Origin of the sequence: Bacillus sp. FSL K6-2839, from assembly GCF_038003365.1 — a bacterium.
In the GTDB taxonomy this organism is placed as follows: domain Bacteria; phylum Bacillota; class Bacilli; order Bacillales; family Bacillaceae; genus Bacillus.
Window position 1 is genome coordinate 758,636 of sequence record NZ_JBBOOZ010000002.1, and the last position, 13,343, is coordinate 771,978.

The window sequence follows — 13,343 nt, forward strand, 5'->3', positions numbered from 1 at the left end:
TAACAACATGCCTACAATTAATCAGCTAATACGCAAAGGACGCGTGAGTAAAGTTGAAAACTCAAAGTCTCCTGCACTTAACAAAGGATACAACAGTTTCAAAAAAGAGCACACTAACGTAACATCTCCACAGAAGCGCGGGGTTTGTACTCGTGTCGGTACAATGACACCGAAAAAACCAAACTCAGCACTACGTAAATATGCTCGTGTACGTTTGTCTAACCTGATTGAGGTAACAGCTTACATTCCTGGTATCGGACATAATCTACAAGAGCACAGTGTAGTACTTATCCGTGGCGGACGTGTAAAAGACTTACCGGGTGTACGTTACCACATCGTTCGTGGTGCGCTTGATACTGCCGGAGTTGACGGTCGTATGCAAGGACGTTCTAAATACGGAACAAAACGCCCTAAACAAAGCAAATAATACAAACAAACATAAGGGTTTTTAGAAGTTGATATCAGATCAGTGGAGTCAGGCAACTGACAATGATATTGAGATGAGAGACAGATAGAAATCCTTTTAAATGAGAAGGGAGGCTATCAGATGCCACGTAAAGGTCCTGTAGCAAAAAGAGACGTATTGCCAGATCCAATTTACAATTCTAAACTTGTATCTCGTTTGATCAACAAAATGATGATCGACGGTAAAAGAGGAAAGTCACAAACAATTCTCTACAAGTCATTTGATATCATCAAAGAACGTACTGGTAATGAAGCGATGGAGGTTTTCGAACAAGCCTTGAAAAACATCATGCCAGTTCTTGAAGTTAAAGCACGTCGTGTAGGTGGAGCCAACTACCAAGTTCCTGTAGAAGTTCGCCCAGACCGTCGTACTACTTTAGGTCTTCGCTGGTTAGTAAACTACGCTCGTCTTCGTGGAGAAAAAACGATGGAAGAGCGTCTTGCTAACGAAATCCTTGACGCAGCTAACAACACTGGTGCTGCTGTTAAGAAACGTGAAGATACACACAAAATGGCAGAAGCGAACAAAGCATTCGCTCACTACCGCTGGTAGGATTTATACCAAACTAAAAAAACTATTCCCTAATAAGGAAGGAGAAATTACCCAATGGCAAGAGAGTTCTCCTTAGACAAAACTCGTAATATTGGTATCATGGCTCACATCGATGCCGGTAAAACGACAACGACTGAGCGTATCTTATACTACACTGGTCGTATCCATAAAATTGGCGAAACTCACGAAGGAGCTTCCCAAATGGACTGGATGGAGCAGGAGCAAGAACGTGGTATTACAATCACTTCTGCTGCTACTACAGCACAATGGAAAGGTTACCGTGTAAACATCATCGATACACCAGGACACGTAGACTTCACTGTTGAAGTTGAACGTTCTTTACGTGTACTTGATGGTGCGGTTGCTGTTCTTGATGCACAATCAGGTGTAGAGCCACAAACTGAAACAGTTTGGCGCCAAGCAACAACTTACGGAGTACCTCGTATCGTATTCGTTAACAAAATGGATAAAACCGGTGCGGACTTCCTTTACTCTGTAAGCACATTAAGAGATCGTCTTCAAGCGAACGCTCATGCAATTCAATTGCCGATCGGCGCTGAAGATCAATTCGAAGGAATCATCGACCTTGTAGATAACGTAGCATACTTCTACGAAGATGACCTTGGAACTCGCTCTGATGCACAAGAAATCCCTGCTGAGTATAAAGACAAAGCTGAAGAGCTTCGCAACAGCCTAATTGAAGCTGTCGCTGAGCTTGACGAAGAGCTTATGGAAAAATACCTTGAGGGTGAAGAAATTACAATTCCTGAATTGAAAGCTGCAATCCGTAAAGGAACGTTGAATGTTGAATTCTATCCAGTTCTTGTTGGATCTGCTTTCAAAAACAAAGGTGTTCAGCTTGTACTTGACGCTGTGCTTGATTACCTTCCTGCACCAACTGATGTTGCTGCAATCAAAGGTACCTTGCCAGATTCAAATGAAGAGGTTGTACGTGAGTCTACTGATGACGCACCATTCGCAGCCCTTGCTTTTAAAGTAATGACTGACCCTTATGTTGGGAAACTAACTTTCTTCCGTGTATACTCTGGAACACTTGATTCTGGTTCTTACGTGAAGAACTCTTCTAAGAACAAGCGTGAACGTGTTGGACGTATCCTTCAAATGCACGCAAACAGCCGTGAAGAAATCTCTACTGTATATGCAGGGGATATCGCAGCAGCTGTAGGTCTTAAAGATACATCAACTGGTGACACTCTTTGTGACGAGAAAAGTCTTGTTATCCTTGAGTCTATGGAATTCCCAGAGCCAGTTATCGATGTAGCAATCGAGCCTAAGTCTAAGGCTGACCAAGATAAAATGGGTATCGCTTTAGCTAAACTAGCTGAAGAGGATCCAACATTCCGTACACAAACAAACACTGAAACTGGTCAAACGATCATCTCTGGTATGGGTGAGCTTCACCTTGATATCATTGTTGACCGTATGAAGCGTGAGTTCAAGGTTGAAGCTAACGTAGGAGCTCCTCAAGTTGCGTACCGTGAAACATTCCGTTCTGGTGCAAAAGTTGAAGGTAAATTCGTACGTCAGTCTGGTGGACGCGGTCAGTTCGGACACGTTTGGATCGAATTCGAACCAAACGAAGAAGGCGCAGGCTTCGAATTCCAAAATGCAATCGTCGGTGGGGTTGTTCCTCGTGAATACATTCCAGCTATTCAAGCAGGTCTTGAAGATTCACTTGAAAATGGTGTATTAGCTGGATTCCCATTAATCGACATCAAAGCAAAATTATTTGATGGATCTTACCACGATGTTGACTCTAACGAAATGGCGTTTAAAATTGCTGCATCTATGGCATTGAAAAATGCTGTCAGCAAATGTAACCCAGTTCTACTTGAGCCAATGATGAAAGTGGAAGTCGTTATCCCAGAAGAATACATGGGAGACATCATGGGTGATATCACATCTCGTCGTGGACGTGTAGAAGGTATGGAAGCTCGCGGTAACGCTCAAGTTGTTCGCGCGATGGTTCCACTTTCTGAAATGTTCGGATATGCAACTGCACTCCGTTCTAATACACAAGGACGCGGTACTTTCACTATGCACATGGATCACTACGAAGAAGTGCCTAAGAGCATCAGTGAAGAAATCATCAAAAAAAATAAAGGTGAATAATTGATTTTGCCTTTAAACTAAAGTATAACTACTATTGAAGATCAGAAAGTGAGAGGTAACTCTTCACTTTCTATCACTCTATACCAAATACAATGAACCTTTAAGGAGGATTTTTAGAATGGCTAAAGAAAAATTCGACCGTTCCAAATCGCATGCTAACATTGGTACAATTGGACACGTTGACCATGGTAAAACAACTCTAACTGCTGCTATCTCAACAGTTCTTCATAAGAAATCTGGTAAAGGTACGGCTATGGCTTATGACCAAATCGATGGTGCTCCAGAAGAGCGCGAGCGTGGAATCACAATCTCAACAGCACACGTTGAGTATGAAACTGAAACTCGTCACTATGCACACGTAGACTGCCCAGGACACGCTGACTATGTTAAAAACATGATCACTGGTGCTGCTCAAATGGACGGCGCGATCTTAGTAGTATCTGCTGCTGATGGTCCAATGCCACAAACACGTGAGCACATCCTACTTTCTCGTAACGTAGGTGTACCATACATCGTAGTATTCCTTAACAAATGTGACATGGTTGACGATGAAGAGTTACTTGAACTTGTTGAAATGGAAGTTCGTGACCTTCTTTCTGACTATGATTTCCCTGGTGACGATGTACCTGTTATCAAAGGTTCTGCTCTTAAAGCTCTTGAAGGTGATGCTGATTACGAAGCAAAAATCTTTGAACTTATGGATGCGGTTGATGAGTACATCCCAACTCCAGAGCGTGACACTGAGAAGCCATTCATGATGCCAGTTGAGGACGTATTCTCAATCACTGGTCGTGGAACAGTTGCTACTGGTCGTGTTGAGCGTGGACAAGTTAAAGTCGGTGACGAAGTTGAAATCATCGGTCTTCAAGAAGAAAACGGTAAAACAACTGTTACAGGTGTTGAAATGTTCCGTAAGCTTCTTGACTATGCTGAAGCTGGTGACAACATCGGTGCACTACTTCGTGGTGTATCTCGTGAAGATATCCAACGTGGTCAAGTACTTGCTAAACCAGGTACAATCACTCCACATAGCCGTTTCAAAGCTGAAGTTTATGTACTTTCTAAAGAAGAGGGTGGACGTCATACTCCATTCTTCGCTAACTACCGTCCGCAGTTCTACTTCCGTACAACTGACGTAACTGGTATCGTACATCTTCCAGAAGGTACTGAAATGGTAATGCCTGGCGATAACACTGAGATGGAAGTTGAACTTATCTCTACTATCGCTATCGAAGAAGGAACTCGTTTCTCTATCCGTGAGGGTGGACGTACTGTAGGTTCTGGCGTCGTTTCAACTATCATTAAGTAATAAAACATATAAAAGAGACTCCTTGCAAAAGGGTCTCTTTTTTTGCTTTTCCAGATCAGAACGGCTACTATAAGCTATAGAATCTAATTGGAACCGAGAGGATCACTGGAATGGCGAAGATATATTTGAAGAAATGGTTAATCGGCGGGGTTGACCAATGGATTATGATCAAAGAAGATCACACAAATGAAGCAAAGCCTGTTCTTTTATTTTTACACGGTGGGCCCGGCTCCGCTCAAATCAGCTATATCGACTCGTTTCATGAGGAACTTAATCAAGATTTTACAGTAGTTCATTGGGATCAGCGAGGCGCGGGACTTTCCTATCAAAAGAATCTTCCCGATACTTCCATGACCATTCAGCAATTTATTGAAGATACGATTGAACTGACAGAGAAAGTCCTTTCATATCTAGGTCAATCAAAATTGTACATCGCAGGATATTCATGGGGATCATTAATCGCCATACAAGCAGTACATAAGCGTCCAGATCTATATCATGCTTTTTATGGAATTAGTCAGGTAGTAGATGTATTAAAAGAAGATATTGTGTCGTACGAGCTCCTTTTGGAGAAACACCATCGGAATCGGTTGTTTACTTGGTGCCTGCGATTACTGACGCCTCCTCCGTGGAAACGATTATCAGCTCATGCTCTGTTCTCTCTCTATAAAGAGGTCGGAAGCGTAGGTCTCACACATAGGTGGAGGCCGCTTATTCAAATGCTGCGCGGATTTCTTTTTAGTAAGGAATATCAGCTGAAAGATAAGTGGAAGTTCCTTAAAGGACAGAAGTTTAGTCAGGACATGCTATGGGATGAATTGATGAATGAGAGCATTGAATACCGAGTTTCTACTATATTAATACCTTGCTACTTTATCATTGGCGCATATGACATGATTACACCAGCTGCTGTATCAAAACCATATGTTGATCAATTAACAGCACCAATCAAAGAATGGTTCACCTTTAAAGAATCTGCACATTCCCCGCATCTAGAAGAACCAGAAGAATTTATCCGTACCATAAAAAAGACTGCTGTACATCATCTTCAGGGAAAGCTTGATTTATAGGCTGAACCCCTGTATAATATGAGAAGTGTGCAAATCATAAATTTATCCGATTTATTATTGCAACACGCAGGCCAATTTGGTACAATAGTGCATGTTGGTCTTTGACTGCGATGAAGTGAGAGGTTGCTGACACACCCGGCCGCTTTGCCATGGCAAGGTGATCAGGTTTTTCTCACGGAGAACTGTCTAACGTAAGTAGGCGAAAAGGAGGGAAAATAATGGCAAAACAAAAAATTCGTATTCGTTTAAAAGCATATGATCATAGAATTCTTGATCAATCTGCTGAGAAGATTGTTGAAACGGCTAAGCGTTCTGGTGCTAGTGTATCTGGTCCAATCCCGCTTCCAACTGAAAAATCAGTTTACACAATCCTTCGTGCGGTGCATAAGTACAAAGATTCTCGTGAGCAATTTGAGATGCGTACTCACAAACGTCTAATCGACATCGTGAATCCAACTCCACAAACAGTTGATGCACTTATGCGTTTAGATTTACCATCTGGTGTAGATATCGAAATCAAACTTTAATTCAAATAGAAAACACATATTATAGGAGGTGTGACTAATGACCAAAGGAATCTTAGGTAGAAAAATTGGTATGACGCAAGTATTCGCAGAAAACGGTGATCTTATCCCTGTAACTGTTGTTGAGGCTGCTGCTAACGTTGTTCTTCAAAAGAAGACTACTGACACGGATGGCTATGAAGCAATCCAAATCGGTTTTGACGACAAACGTGAAAAGCTTTCTAACAAACCAGAGAAGGGCCACGTTGCTAAAGCGGAAACTGCTCCTAAGCGCTTCGTAAAAGAATTACGCGGTGCGGAGTTAGATGCGTATGAAGTTGGTCAGGAAGTCAAAGTTGATATTTTCGCAAATGGAGATATCGTAGATGTAACAGGAACATCAAAAGGTAAAGGATTCCAAGGGGCTATCAAGCGCCACGGACAATCACGCGGACCAATGACTCACGGTTCACGTTACCACCGTCGTCCTGGTTCAATGGGACCTGTTGATCCAAACCGAGTATTCAAAGGTAAACTTCTTCCAGGTCGTATGGGCGGAGAGCAAATCACTGTCCAAAACCTTGAGATCGTTAAAGTTGATGCAGAACGCAATCTACTATTGATCAAAGGAAATGTACCAGGAGCTAAAAAATCTCTAGTAACTGTAAAGAGTGCAGTTAAATCTAAATAACTCTCTTAGGAAAGGAGGAAACAAGTCATGCCAAAAGTAGCATTATTTAACCAAAACGGTTCTACTAACGGTGAAATCGAATTAAACGCTTCTGTGTTTGGAATCGAGCCAAACGAAAGCGTAGTATTCGATGCTATTCTTATGCAAAGAGCTTCCTTACGTCAAGGAACTCATAAAGTAAAAACTCGTTCTGAAGTACGTGGCGGAGGTCGTAAGCCTTGGAGACAGAAGGGTACAGGTCGTGCTCGTCAAGGTTCTATTCGTTCACCACAATGGCGCGGAGGCGGTATCGTATTCGGTCCAACACCACGCAGTTATTCATATAAATTACCTAAAAAAGTTCGCCGCTTGGCTATCAAGTCAGTATTGTCTTCTAAAGTAATCGACAACAACATCATCGTTCTTGAAGATTTGACTCTTGATGCAGTGAAAACGAAAGAATTCGCAGGCATCCTTAAAGGATTATCTGTTGAGAAGAAAGCGTTGATCGTCACTGCGGATGCAAACGAAACAGTTGCTTTATCTGCTCGTAACATCCCTGGAGTAACAGTTGTTGAAGCTAACGGTATCAACGTTCTTGACGTTGTCAACCACGACAAACTTCTGATCACTAAAGCAGCGGTTGAAAAAGTAGAGGAGGGACTTGCATAATGAAAGATCCTCGTGATGTTCTAAAGCGCCCTATCATTACTGAACGTTCTGCTGATCTAATGACAGAGAAGAAGTACACGTTCGAAGTTGATGTCAGAGCTAACAAAACAGAAGTGAAAGACGCTGTTGAAGAAATCTTTGGAGTGAAAGTTGAGAAAGTCAACGTTCAAAACTACAAAGGAAAATCTAAACGCGTTGGACGCTACACTGGTATGACTAGCCGTCGCAGAAAAGCGATCGTGAAATTAACTGCTGACAGCAAAGAAATCGAAATTTTTGAAGCGTAAATCTTAAAAAGAAGGAGGGAAATTCAAAATGGCGATTAAAAAGTATAAACCAACCAGTAATGGTCGTCGTGGCATGACTACTTCAGATTTTGCTGAAATCACGACTGACAAACCAGAAAAATCGTTGCTTGCACCGCTTCACAGAAAAGGCGGACGTAACAACCAAGGTAGATTGACTGTTCGTCATCAAGGTGGCGGTCATAAACGTCAATACCGTATCATCGACTTTAAGCGTGATAAAGACGGTATACCTGGACGCGTTGCTACAATCGAGTATGATCCAAACCGTTCAGCGAACATCGCTCTTGTAAACTATGCAGATGGTGAGAAACGTTACATTCTTGCTCCGAAAGGAATCCAAGTTGGTACTGAAGTTACTTCTGGACCAGAAGCTGACATCAAACCAGGTAATGCTCTTCCACTTATCAACATCCCAGTTGGTACAGTTGTGCATAACATTGAATTAAAACCAGGTAAAGGTGGACAATTAGTTCGTTCTGCTGGTACTTCTGCTCAAGTTCTTGGTAAAGAAGGTAAATACGTTCTTGTACGTTTGAACTCAGGAGAAGTTCGCATGATTCTTTCTGCTTGCCGTGCGACTATCGGTCAAGTTGGAAACGAGCAACACGAATTAATTAACATCGGTAAAGCTGGACGTTCTCGCTGGAAAGGCGTACGCCCAACAGTTCGTGGTTCTGTAATGAACCCTAACGATCACCCACACGGTGGTGGTGAAGGACGCGCTCCAATCGGACGTAAATCACCAATGTCTCCATGGGGTAAACCGACTCTTGGATTCAAGACTCGTAAGAAAACCAACAAGTCTGATAAATTCATTGTACGTCGTCGTAAAAACAAGTAACGGGGTTGTCTACGGTTCATTTAGGGCCGTAGTTCAATCACGAAGGGAGGTTCCACAATGGCTCGCAGCTTAAAAAAAGGACCATTTGTTGATGATCATTTGATGGCTAAAGTCGAGAAATTGAATGAAACTGACAAAAAGCAAGTCGTAAAAACTTGGTCTCGTCGTTCTACAATTTTCCCACAATTCATCGGTCACACAATCGCTGTCTATGACGGACGCAAACATGTACCTGTTTTCATTTCTGAAGATATGGTAGGTCACAAATTGGGCGAATTCGCACCAAGCCGTACTTACAAAGGTCATGCTAGTGACGATAAAAAAACAAGACGCTAATGAGAGGAGGCTTTTAAATGCAAGCTAAAGCTGTCGCAAGAACAGTCCGTATTGCTCCTCGTAAAGCACGTCTAGTAATGGACCTGATCCGAGGTAAGCAAGTAGGAGAAGCAGTTTCTATCTTAAACCTTACACCTAAGGCTGCTTCACCAATTATTGAAAAAGTATTAAAATCTGCTATCGCAAACGCTGAGCACAACTACGAGTTGGACGCTAACAGCCTAGTGATTACTCAAGCATTCGTTGACGAAGGTCCAACACTTAAGAGATTCCGTCCACGTGCTATGGGTCGTGCGAGCGCAATTAACAAACGTACTAGCCACATTACAATCGTTGTATCAGAAAAGAAGGAGGGATAATCCGTGGGTCAAAAGGTAAATCCAGTAGGTCTTCGTATTGGCGTCATTCGTGATTGGGAATCTAAATGGTTCGCAGGAAAAGATTACGCTGACTTCTTACATGAAGACTTGAAAATCCGTGAATTCATCAGCAAGCGTTTGTCTGACGCGTCTGTTTCTAAAGTAGAAATCGAACGTGCTGCAAACCGCGTAAATATCACAATCCACACGGCTAAACCAGGTATGGTAATTGGTAAAGGCGGATCTGAAGTTGAAGCACTTCGTAAAGCTCTTAACAGCCTAACTGGCAAACGTGTACACATCAACATTCTTGAAATCAAGAGAGCAGATCTTGATGCTCAGCTAGTTGCTGAAAACATCGCTCGTCAACTTGAAAATCGTATTTCATTCCGTCGTGCACAAAAACAAACAATCCAACGCACAATGCGTGCTGGAGCACAAGGAATCAAAACAATGGTTTCTGGTCGTCTTGGCGGTGCAGATATTGCTCGTTCTGAATATTACAGTGAAGGTACTGTTCCGTTGCACACACTTCGTGCTGACATCGACTATGCTACTGCTGAAGCTGACACTACTTATGGTAAGCTTGGCGTAAAAGTATGGATCTATCGTGGAGAAGTCCTTCCAACTAAGAAGAATACTGCGGAAGGAGGAAAATAATATGTTATTGCCAAAACGCGTGAAGTATCGCAGAGAACATCGTGGGAAAATGCGTGGTCGTGCAAAAGGTGGCACTGAAGTACATTTCGGTGAGTACGGTATCCAAGCTCTTGAAGCTTCTTGGATCACGAACCGTCAAATCGAAGCTGCTCGTATTGCTATGACTCGTTACATGAAACGTGGCGGTAAAGTTTGGATTAAAATTTTCCCTTCTAAGCCATACACAGCTAAACCTCTAGAAGTCCGCATGGGTTCCGGTAAAGGTGCTCCAGAAGGATGGGTAGCTGTAGTAAAACCGGGCAAAGTTTTATTTGAAATTTCTGGTGTGTCTGAAGAAGTTGCTCGTGAAGCTCTTCGTCTTGCATCTCACAAATTGCCAATTAAAACGAAGTTCGTAAAACGTGAAGAAATTGGTGGTGAATCAAATGAAAGCTAATGAAATTCGTGACCTTACCACTGCTGAAATTGAACAAAAAGTAAAGTCTCTTAAAGAAGAACTTTTCAATCTTCGTTTCCAATTAGCGACTGGGCAGCTTGAAAACACTGCTCGCATTCGTGAAGTGCGTAAATCAATCGCACGCATGAAAACTGTGATTCGTCAAAGAGAAATCGCTGCTAATAAATAATAATTAGAGGGGAGGCCCCGCAAACATGAGCGAACGTAACCAACGTAAAGTGTATCAAGGTCGTGTTGTTTCTGACAAAATGGATAAAACCATCACTGTTGTAGTTGAAACATACAAAAAGCATTCACTTTATGGCAAACGTGTAAGATACTCTAAGAAGTTCAAAGCACATGATGAAAACAACCAAGCAAAAATCGGAGACATCGTAAAGGTCATGGAAACTCGTCCTTTATCTGCGACTAAACGCTTTCGTCTAGTTGAAGTTGTCGAAGAAGCCGTTATTATCTAATAAAGTTCGGATTTCTTTTTCCGAAAGGAGGTAACATTAATGATTCAACAGGAGACTCGTTTAAAAGTAGCTGACAACTCTGGCGCACGCGAAGTACTAACGATTAAAGTTCTTGGTGGCTCTGGACGTAAGACGGCTAACATCGGTGATGTCATTGTTTGTACGGTTAAACAAGCAACACCAGGAGGCGTTGTCAAAAAAGGTGAAGTTGTGAAAGCAGTTATCGTTCGTACAAAGAGCGGAGCTCGCAGAAACGATGGATCTTACATCAGTTTCGATGAAAATGCATGTGTCATTATCCGTGACGACAAGAGCCCACGTGGAACTCGTATCTTCGGACCAGTAGCACGTGAACTTCGTGAAAACAACTATATGAAAATTGTTTCTCTAGCACCAGAAGTACTTTAATGAATACAATCCGCGACTCAAGGAGGTGCGATTAAATGCATGTTAAAAAGGGCGATAAAGTAGTGGTTATCTCTGGTAAAGATAAAGGTAAACAAGGAGTCATCCTTGCTGCTTTCCCTAAGAATGACCGTGTTTTAGTAGAAGGTATTAACCTTGTGAAAAAACACTCTAAACCAACCCAAGCTAACCCTCAGGGCGGAATTTCTGAACAAGAAGCGCCGATCCACGTATCAAACGTAATGCCGCTTGATCCTAAAACGGGTGAAGTGACACGTGTTGGGTATAAAGTTGAGGACGGAAAGAAAGTCCGTGTAGCGAAAAAATCTGGGCAAGTTCTAGATAAATAGTAAATAAGGAAGGGAGGTCTTTCTCATGAACCGCCTTAAAGAAAAGTATGTAAAAGAAATTACACCTGCATTAGTTTCTAAGTTTGAATACAAATCAGTAATGCAAGTGCCAAAAATCGAAAAAATCGTGATCAACATGGGTGTTGGTGACGCTGTTCAAAACGCTAAAGCAATCGATACTGCTGTTGAAGAATTAACGTTTATCGCTGGTCAAAAACCTGTCGTTACTCGTGCGAAGAAGTCTATTGCTGGATTCCGTCTACGTGAAGGAATGCCAATCGGTGCGAAAGTAACACTTCGCGGAGAGCGCATGTACGATTTCCTTGATAAACTTATTTCTGTATCTTTACCACGTGTACGTGACTTCCGCGGGATTTCTAAGAAATCTTTCGACGGTCGTGGAAACTACACGCTTGGTATTAAAGAACAGTTAATCTTCCCAGAAATTGATTACGATAAAGTAACAAAAGTCCGCGGTATGGATATCGTTATCGTTACGACTGCCAATACGGACGAAGAAGCACGTGAGTTATTAACTCAAGTAGGTATGCCGTTCCAGAAATAATCAATGAAAGGGAGGCGAAATCGTGGCTAAAAAGTCTATGATTGCGAAACAACAACGCAAACAAAAGTTTAAAGTTCAAGAGTATACGCGCTGCGAACGTTGTGGACGTCCACATTCAGTAATTCGCAAGTTTAAACTTTGCCGTATTTGTTTCCGCGAACTTGCATATAAAGGACAAATTCCTGGCGTTAAAAAAGCCAGCTGGTAATCCCCATAAATGGGAAGGAGGTTATTAAATAATGGTTATGACAGATCCGATTGCAGATTTGCTGACTCGTATTCGCAATGCGAACATGGTACGTCATGAGAAGCTAGAAGTACCGGCTTCAAAAATCAAAAGAGAAATTGCTGAAATCTTAAAGCGTGAAGGTTTTATCCGTGACGTTGAATATGTTGAAGACAGCAAACAAGGAATTATCCGTATGTTCCTTAAATATGGCCAAAACAACGAGCGTGTTATCACTGGTCTAAAAAGAATCAGTAAACCTGGTTTACGTGTATATGCGAAATCAAATGAAGTACCACGTGTACTTAACGGACTTGGAATCGCAATTATTTCTACATCACAAGGTGTTTTATCGGACAAAGAAGCCCGTGCTAAACAAGCTGGTGGAGAAGTACTTGCTTACGTATGGTAAAAAAAGTTTAAGATGAATGGAGGTGCTTGGTATGTCTCGTATAGGTAAAAAACTAATCGAGATCCCTTCAGGAGTTACTGTGACAAACAACGATAACACAGTGACAGTAAAGGGACCAAAAGGTGAACTAACTCGTACATTTCACCCTGATATGGAAATTAAAATTGAGGACAGCGTCTTAACTGTAAGCCGCCCGTCTGAACATAAAGAACACCGTGCATTACATGGTACAACACGTAGCTTGATTGCAAACATGGTTGAAGGTGTATCTAAAGGTTTCGAAAGAGGTTTAGAACTTATCGGTGTCGGTTACCGTGCAGCTAAATCTGGAAACAAACTTGTTCTTAACGTTGGATACTCTCATCCAGTTGAAATCGTTCCTGAGGCTGGAGTTGAAATCGAAGTTCCATCTCAAACGAAAGTAGTCATTAAAGGTATCGATAAAGAGCGTGTGGGAGCTCTAGCTTCTAACATCCGCGCTGTCCGTTCTCCAGAGCCTTACAAAGGTAAAGGAATTCGTTACGAAGGTGAATTCGTTCGCCGTAAAGAAGGAAAAACTGGTAAGTAAGATCGCTTAATGTGAAGAAAGGA

22 protein-coding genes are annotated in these 13,343 nt (G+C 42.1%); all 22 read left to right on the forward strand.

The window, feature by feature from the left end:
* The first annotated feature begins 7 nt into the window (after positions 1-7).
* The 22 genes from rpsL to rplF all read left to right on the forward strand — a co-directional run bounded on the left by rpsL (position 8) and on the right by rplF (position 13,320).
* Positions 8-427, forward strand: a complete 420-nt coding sequence (rpsL, locus tag MHH26_RS17965; protein ID WP_003216962.1) for a 30S ribosomal protein S12 — start codon at positions 8-10, stop codon at positions 425-427.
* Between the two features lie 120 nt (positions 428-547).
* A complete protein-coding gene (gene rpsG, locus MHH26_RS17970; RefSeq protein ID WP_003216884.1) occupies positions 548-1,018 on the forward strand; it encodes a 30S ribosomal protein S7 in 471 nt (156 codons plus the stop codon).
* Positions 1,019-1,072: 54 nt separating this feature from the next.
* A complete protein-coding gene (fusA, locus tag MHH26_RS17975; RefSeq protein WP_106031908.1) occupies positions 1,073-3,151 on the forward strand; it encodes an elongation factor G in 2,079 nt (692 codons plus the stop codon).
* A gap of 118 nt (positions 3,152-3,269) precedes the next feature.
* Positions 3,270-4,460 (forward strand): elongation factor Tu, encoded by a 1,191-nt coding sequence (tuf, locus tag MHH26_RS17980; RefSeq protein WP_034283892.1) that lies wholly within the window; start codon positions 3,270-3,272, stop codon positions 4,458-4,460.
* Positions 4,461-4,570: 110 nt separating this feature from the next.
* On the forward strand, positions 4,571-5,530 hold the full coding sequence (locus MHH26_RS17985; RefSeq protein WP_340974259.1) for an alpha/beta fold hydrolase: 960 nt from the start codon (positions 4,571-4,573) through the stop codon (positions 5,528-5,530).
* Between the two features lie 218 nt (positions 5,531-5,748).
* Positions 5,749-6,057 (forward strand): 30S ribosomal protein S10, encoded by a 309-nt coding sequence (rpsJ, locus tag MHH26_RS17990; RefSeq protein ID WP_003156464.1) that lies wholly within the window; start codon positions 5,749-5,751, stop codon positions 6,055-6,057.
* A 37-nt stretch (positions 6,058-6,094) separates the two neighbouring features.
* On the forward strand, positions 6,095-6,724 hold the full coding sequence (gene rplC, locus MHH26_RS17995; RefSeq protein WP_012008703.1) for a 50S ribosomal protein L3: 630 nt from the start codon (positions 6,095-6,097) through the stop codon (positions 6,722-6,724).
* 27 nt (positions 6,725-6,751) lie between these two features.
* Positions 6,752-7,375: a 50S ribosomal protein L4 gene (gene rplD / locus MHH26_RS18000; protein ID WP_007496312.1), complete on the forward strand. Its 624-nt coding sequence runs from the start codon at positions 6,752-6,754 to the stop codon at positions 7,373-7,375.
* Complete coding sequence (rplW, locus tag MHH26_RS18005; RefSeq protein WP_003217016.1) at positions 7,375-7,662, forward strand: 50S ribosomal protein L23; 288 nt, start codon at positions 7,375-7,377, stop codon at positions 7,660-7,662. The genes rplD and rplW overlap by 1 nt, the downstream gene beginning before the upstream one ends.
* A gap of 28 nt (positions 7,663-7,690) precedes the next feature.
* Entirely contained in the window at positions 7,691-8,524 is an 834-nt protein-coding gene (gene rplB / locus MHH26_RS18010) for a 50S ribosomal protein L2 (RefSeq protein ID WP_007496314.1), read from the forward strand.
* A gap of 57 nt (positions 8,525-8,581) precedes the next feature.
* Positions 8,582-8,860: a 30S ribosomal protein S19 gene (gene rpsS, locus MHH26_RS18015; protein WP_003216920.1), complete on the forward strand. Its 279-nt coding sequence runs from the start codon at positions 8,582-8,584 to the stop codon at positions 8,858-8,860.
* Positions 8,861-8,877: 17 nt separating this feature from the next.
* A complete protein-coding gene (gene rplV, locus MHH26_RS18020) occupies positions 8,878-9,219 on the forward strand; it encodes a 50S ribosomal protein L22 (RefSeq protein ID WP_007496316.1) in 342 nt (113 codons plus the stop codon).
* Positions 9,220-9,222: 3 nt separating this feature from the next.
* On the forward strand, positions 9,223-9,879 hold the full coding sequence (rpsC, locus tag MHH26_RS18025) for a 30S ribosomal protein S3 (RefSeq protein WP_003217241.1): 657 nt from the start codon (positions 9,223-9,225) through the stop codon (positions 9,877-9,879).
* Position 9,880: 1 nt separating this feature from the next.
* A complete protein-coding gene (rplP, locus tag MHH26_RS18030; protein ID WP_003156478.1) occupies positions 9,881-10,315 on the forward strand; it encodes a 50S ribosomal protein L16 in 435 nt (144 codons plus the stop codon).
* Positions 10,305-10,505: a 50S ribosomal protein L29 gene (gene rpmC / locus MHH26_RS18035; RefSeq protein WP_003217155.1), complete on the forward strand. Its 201-nt coding sequence runs from the start codon at positions 10,305-10,307 to the stop codon at positions 10,503-10,505. Before rplP ends, rpmC begins: the two co-directional genes overlap by 11 nt.
* A gap of 25 nt (positions 10,506-10,530) precedes the next feature.
* Complete coding sequence (gene rpsQ / locus MHH26_RS18040; protein ID WP_003216906.1) at positions 10,531-10,794, forward strand: 30S ribosomal protein S17; 264 nt, start codon at positions 10,531-10,533, stop codon at positions 10,792-10,794.
* Between the two features lie 39 nt (positions 10,795-10,833).
* Entirely contained in the window at positions 10,834-11,202 is a 369-nt protein-coding gene (gene rplN, locus MHH26_RS18045) for a 50S ribosomal protein L14 (protein WP_003216882.1), read from the forward strand.
* A 35-nt stretch (positions 11,203-11,237) separates the two neighbouring features.
* The gene (rplX, locus tag MHH26_RS18050) at positions 11,238-11,549 is read left to right on the forward strand and encodes a 50S ribosomal protein L24 (protein WP_003217151.1); all 312 of its coding nucleotides are present in this window, start codon (positions 11,238-11,240) and stop codon (positions 11,547-11,549) included.
* Positions 11,550-11,574: 25 nt separating this feature from the next.
* Entirely contained in the window at positions 11,575-12,114 is a 540-nt protein-coding gene (gene rplE, locus MHH26_RS18055) for a 50S ribosomal protein L5 (RefSeq protein ID WP_003217159.1), read from the forward strand.
* A gap of 22 nt (positions 12,115-12,136) precedes the next feature.
* Complete coding sequence (gene rpsN / locus MHH26_RS18060) at positions 12,137-12,322, forward strand: 30S ribosomal protein S14 (RefSeq protein WP_008356542.1); 186 nt, start codon at positions 12,137-12,139, stop codon at positions 12,320-12,322.
* Between the two features lie 31 nt (positions 12,323-12,353).
* The gene (gene rpsH / locus MHH26_RS18065) at positions 12,354-12,752 is read left to right on the forward strand and encodes a 30S ribosomal protein S8 (RefSeq protein WP_003217040.1); all 399 of its coding nucleotides are present in this window, start codon (positions 12,354-12,356) and stop codon (positions 12,750-12,752) included.
* 31 nt (positions 12,753-12,783) lie between these two features.
* Positions 12,784-13,320 carry a 50S ribosomal protein L6 gene (gene rplF, locus MHH26_RS18070; RefSeq protein ID WP_106031906.1) on the forward strand — a complete coding sequence of 179 codons (537 nt, stop codon included), beginning with the start codon at positions 12,784-12,786 and terminating at the stop codon, positions 13,318-13,320.
* Positions 13,321-13,343 lie beyond the last annotated feature (23 nt).

Bases quoted from the DNA above. Each gene is read 5' to 3' on its own strand.
- rpsL (WP_003216962.1), top strand. From the start codon at position 8: ATGCCTACAATTAATCAGCTAATACGCAAAGGACGCGTGAGTAAAGTT.
- rpsG (WP_003216884.1), top strand. From the start codon at position 548: ATGCCACGTAAAGGTCCTGTAGCAAAAAGAGACGTATTGCCAGATCCA.
- fusA (WP_106031908.1), top strand. From the start codon at position 1,073: ATGGCAAGAGAGTTCTCCTTAGACAAAACTCGTAATATTGGTATCATG.
- tuf (WP_034283892.1), top strand. From the start codon at position 3,270: ATGGCTAAAGAAAAATTCGACCGTTCCAAATCGCATGCTAACATTGGT.
- MHH26_RS17985 (WP_340974259.1), top strand. From the start codon at position 4,571: ATGGCGAAGATATATTTGAAGAAATGGTTAATCGGCGGGGTTGACCAA.
- rpsJ (WP_003156464.1), top strand. From the start codon at position 5,749: ATGGCAAAACAAAAAATTCGTATTCGTTTAAAAGCATATGATCATAGA.
- rplC (WP_012008703.1), top strand. From the start codon at position 6,095: ATGACCAAAGGAATCTTAGGTAGAAAAATTGGTATGACGCAAGTATTC.
- rplD (WP_007496312.1), top strand. From the start codon at position 6,752: ATGCCAAAAGTAGCATTATTTAACCAAAACGGTTCTACTAACGGTGAA.
- rplW (WP_003217016.1), top strand. From the start codon at position 7,375: ATGAAAGATCCTCGTGATGTTCTAAAGCGCCCTATCATTACTGAACGT.
- rplB (WP_007496314.1), top strand. From the start codon at position 7,691: ATGGCGATTAAAAAGTATAAACCAACCAGTAATGGTCGTCGTGGCATG.
- rpsS (WP_003216920.1), top strand. From the start codon at position 8,582: ATGGCTCGCAGCTTAAAAAAAGGACCATTTGTTGATGATCATTTGATG.
- rplV (WP_007496316.1), top strand. From the start codon at position 8,878: ATGCAAGCTAAAGCTGTCGCAAGAACAGTCCGTATTGCTCCTCGTAAA.
- rplP (WP_003156478.1), top strand. From the start codon at position 9,881: ATGTTATTGCCAAAACGCGTGAAGTATCGCAGAGAACATCGTGGGAAA.
- rpmC (WP_003217155.1), top strand. From the start codon at position 10,305: ATGAAAGCTAATGAAATTCGTGACCTTACCACTGCTGAAATTGAACAA.
- rpsQ (WP_003216906.1), top strand. From the start codon at position 10,531: ATGAGCGAACGTAACCAACGTAAAGTGTATCAAGGTCGTGTTGTTTCT.
- rplN (WP_003216882.1), top strand. From the start codon at position 10,834: ATGATTCAACAGGAGACTCGTTTAAAAGTAGCTGACAACTCTGGCGCA.
- rplX (WP_003217151.1), top strand. From the start codon at position 11,238: ATGCATGTTAAAAAGGGCGATAAAGTAGTGGTTATCTCTGGTAAAGAT.
- rplE (WP_003217159.1), top strand. From the start codon at position 11,575: ATGAACCGCCTTAAAGAAAAGTATGTAAAAGAAATTACACCTGCATTA.
- rpsH (WP_003217040.1), top strand. From the start codon at position 12,354: ATGGTTATGACAGATCCGATTGCAGATTTGCTGACTCGTATTCGCAAT.
- rplF (WP_106031906.1), top strand. From the start codon at position 12,784: ATGTCTCGTATAGGTAAAAAACTAATCGAGATCCCTTCAGGAGTTACT.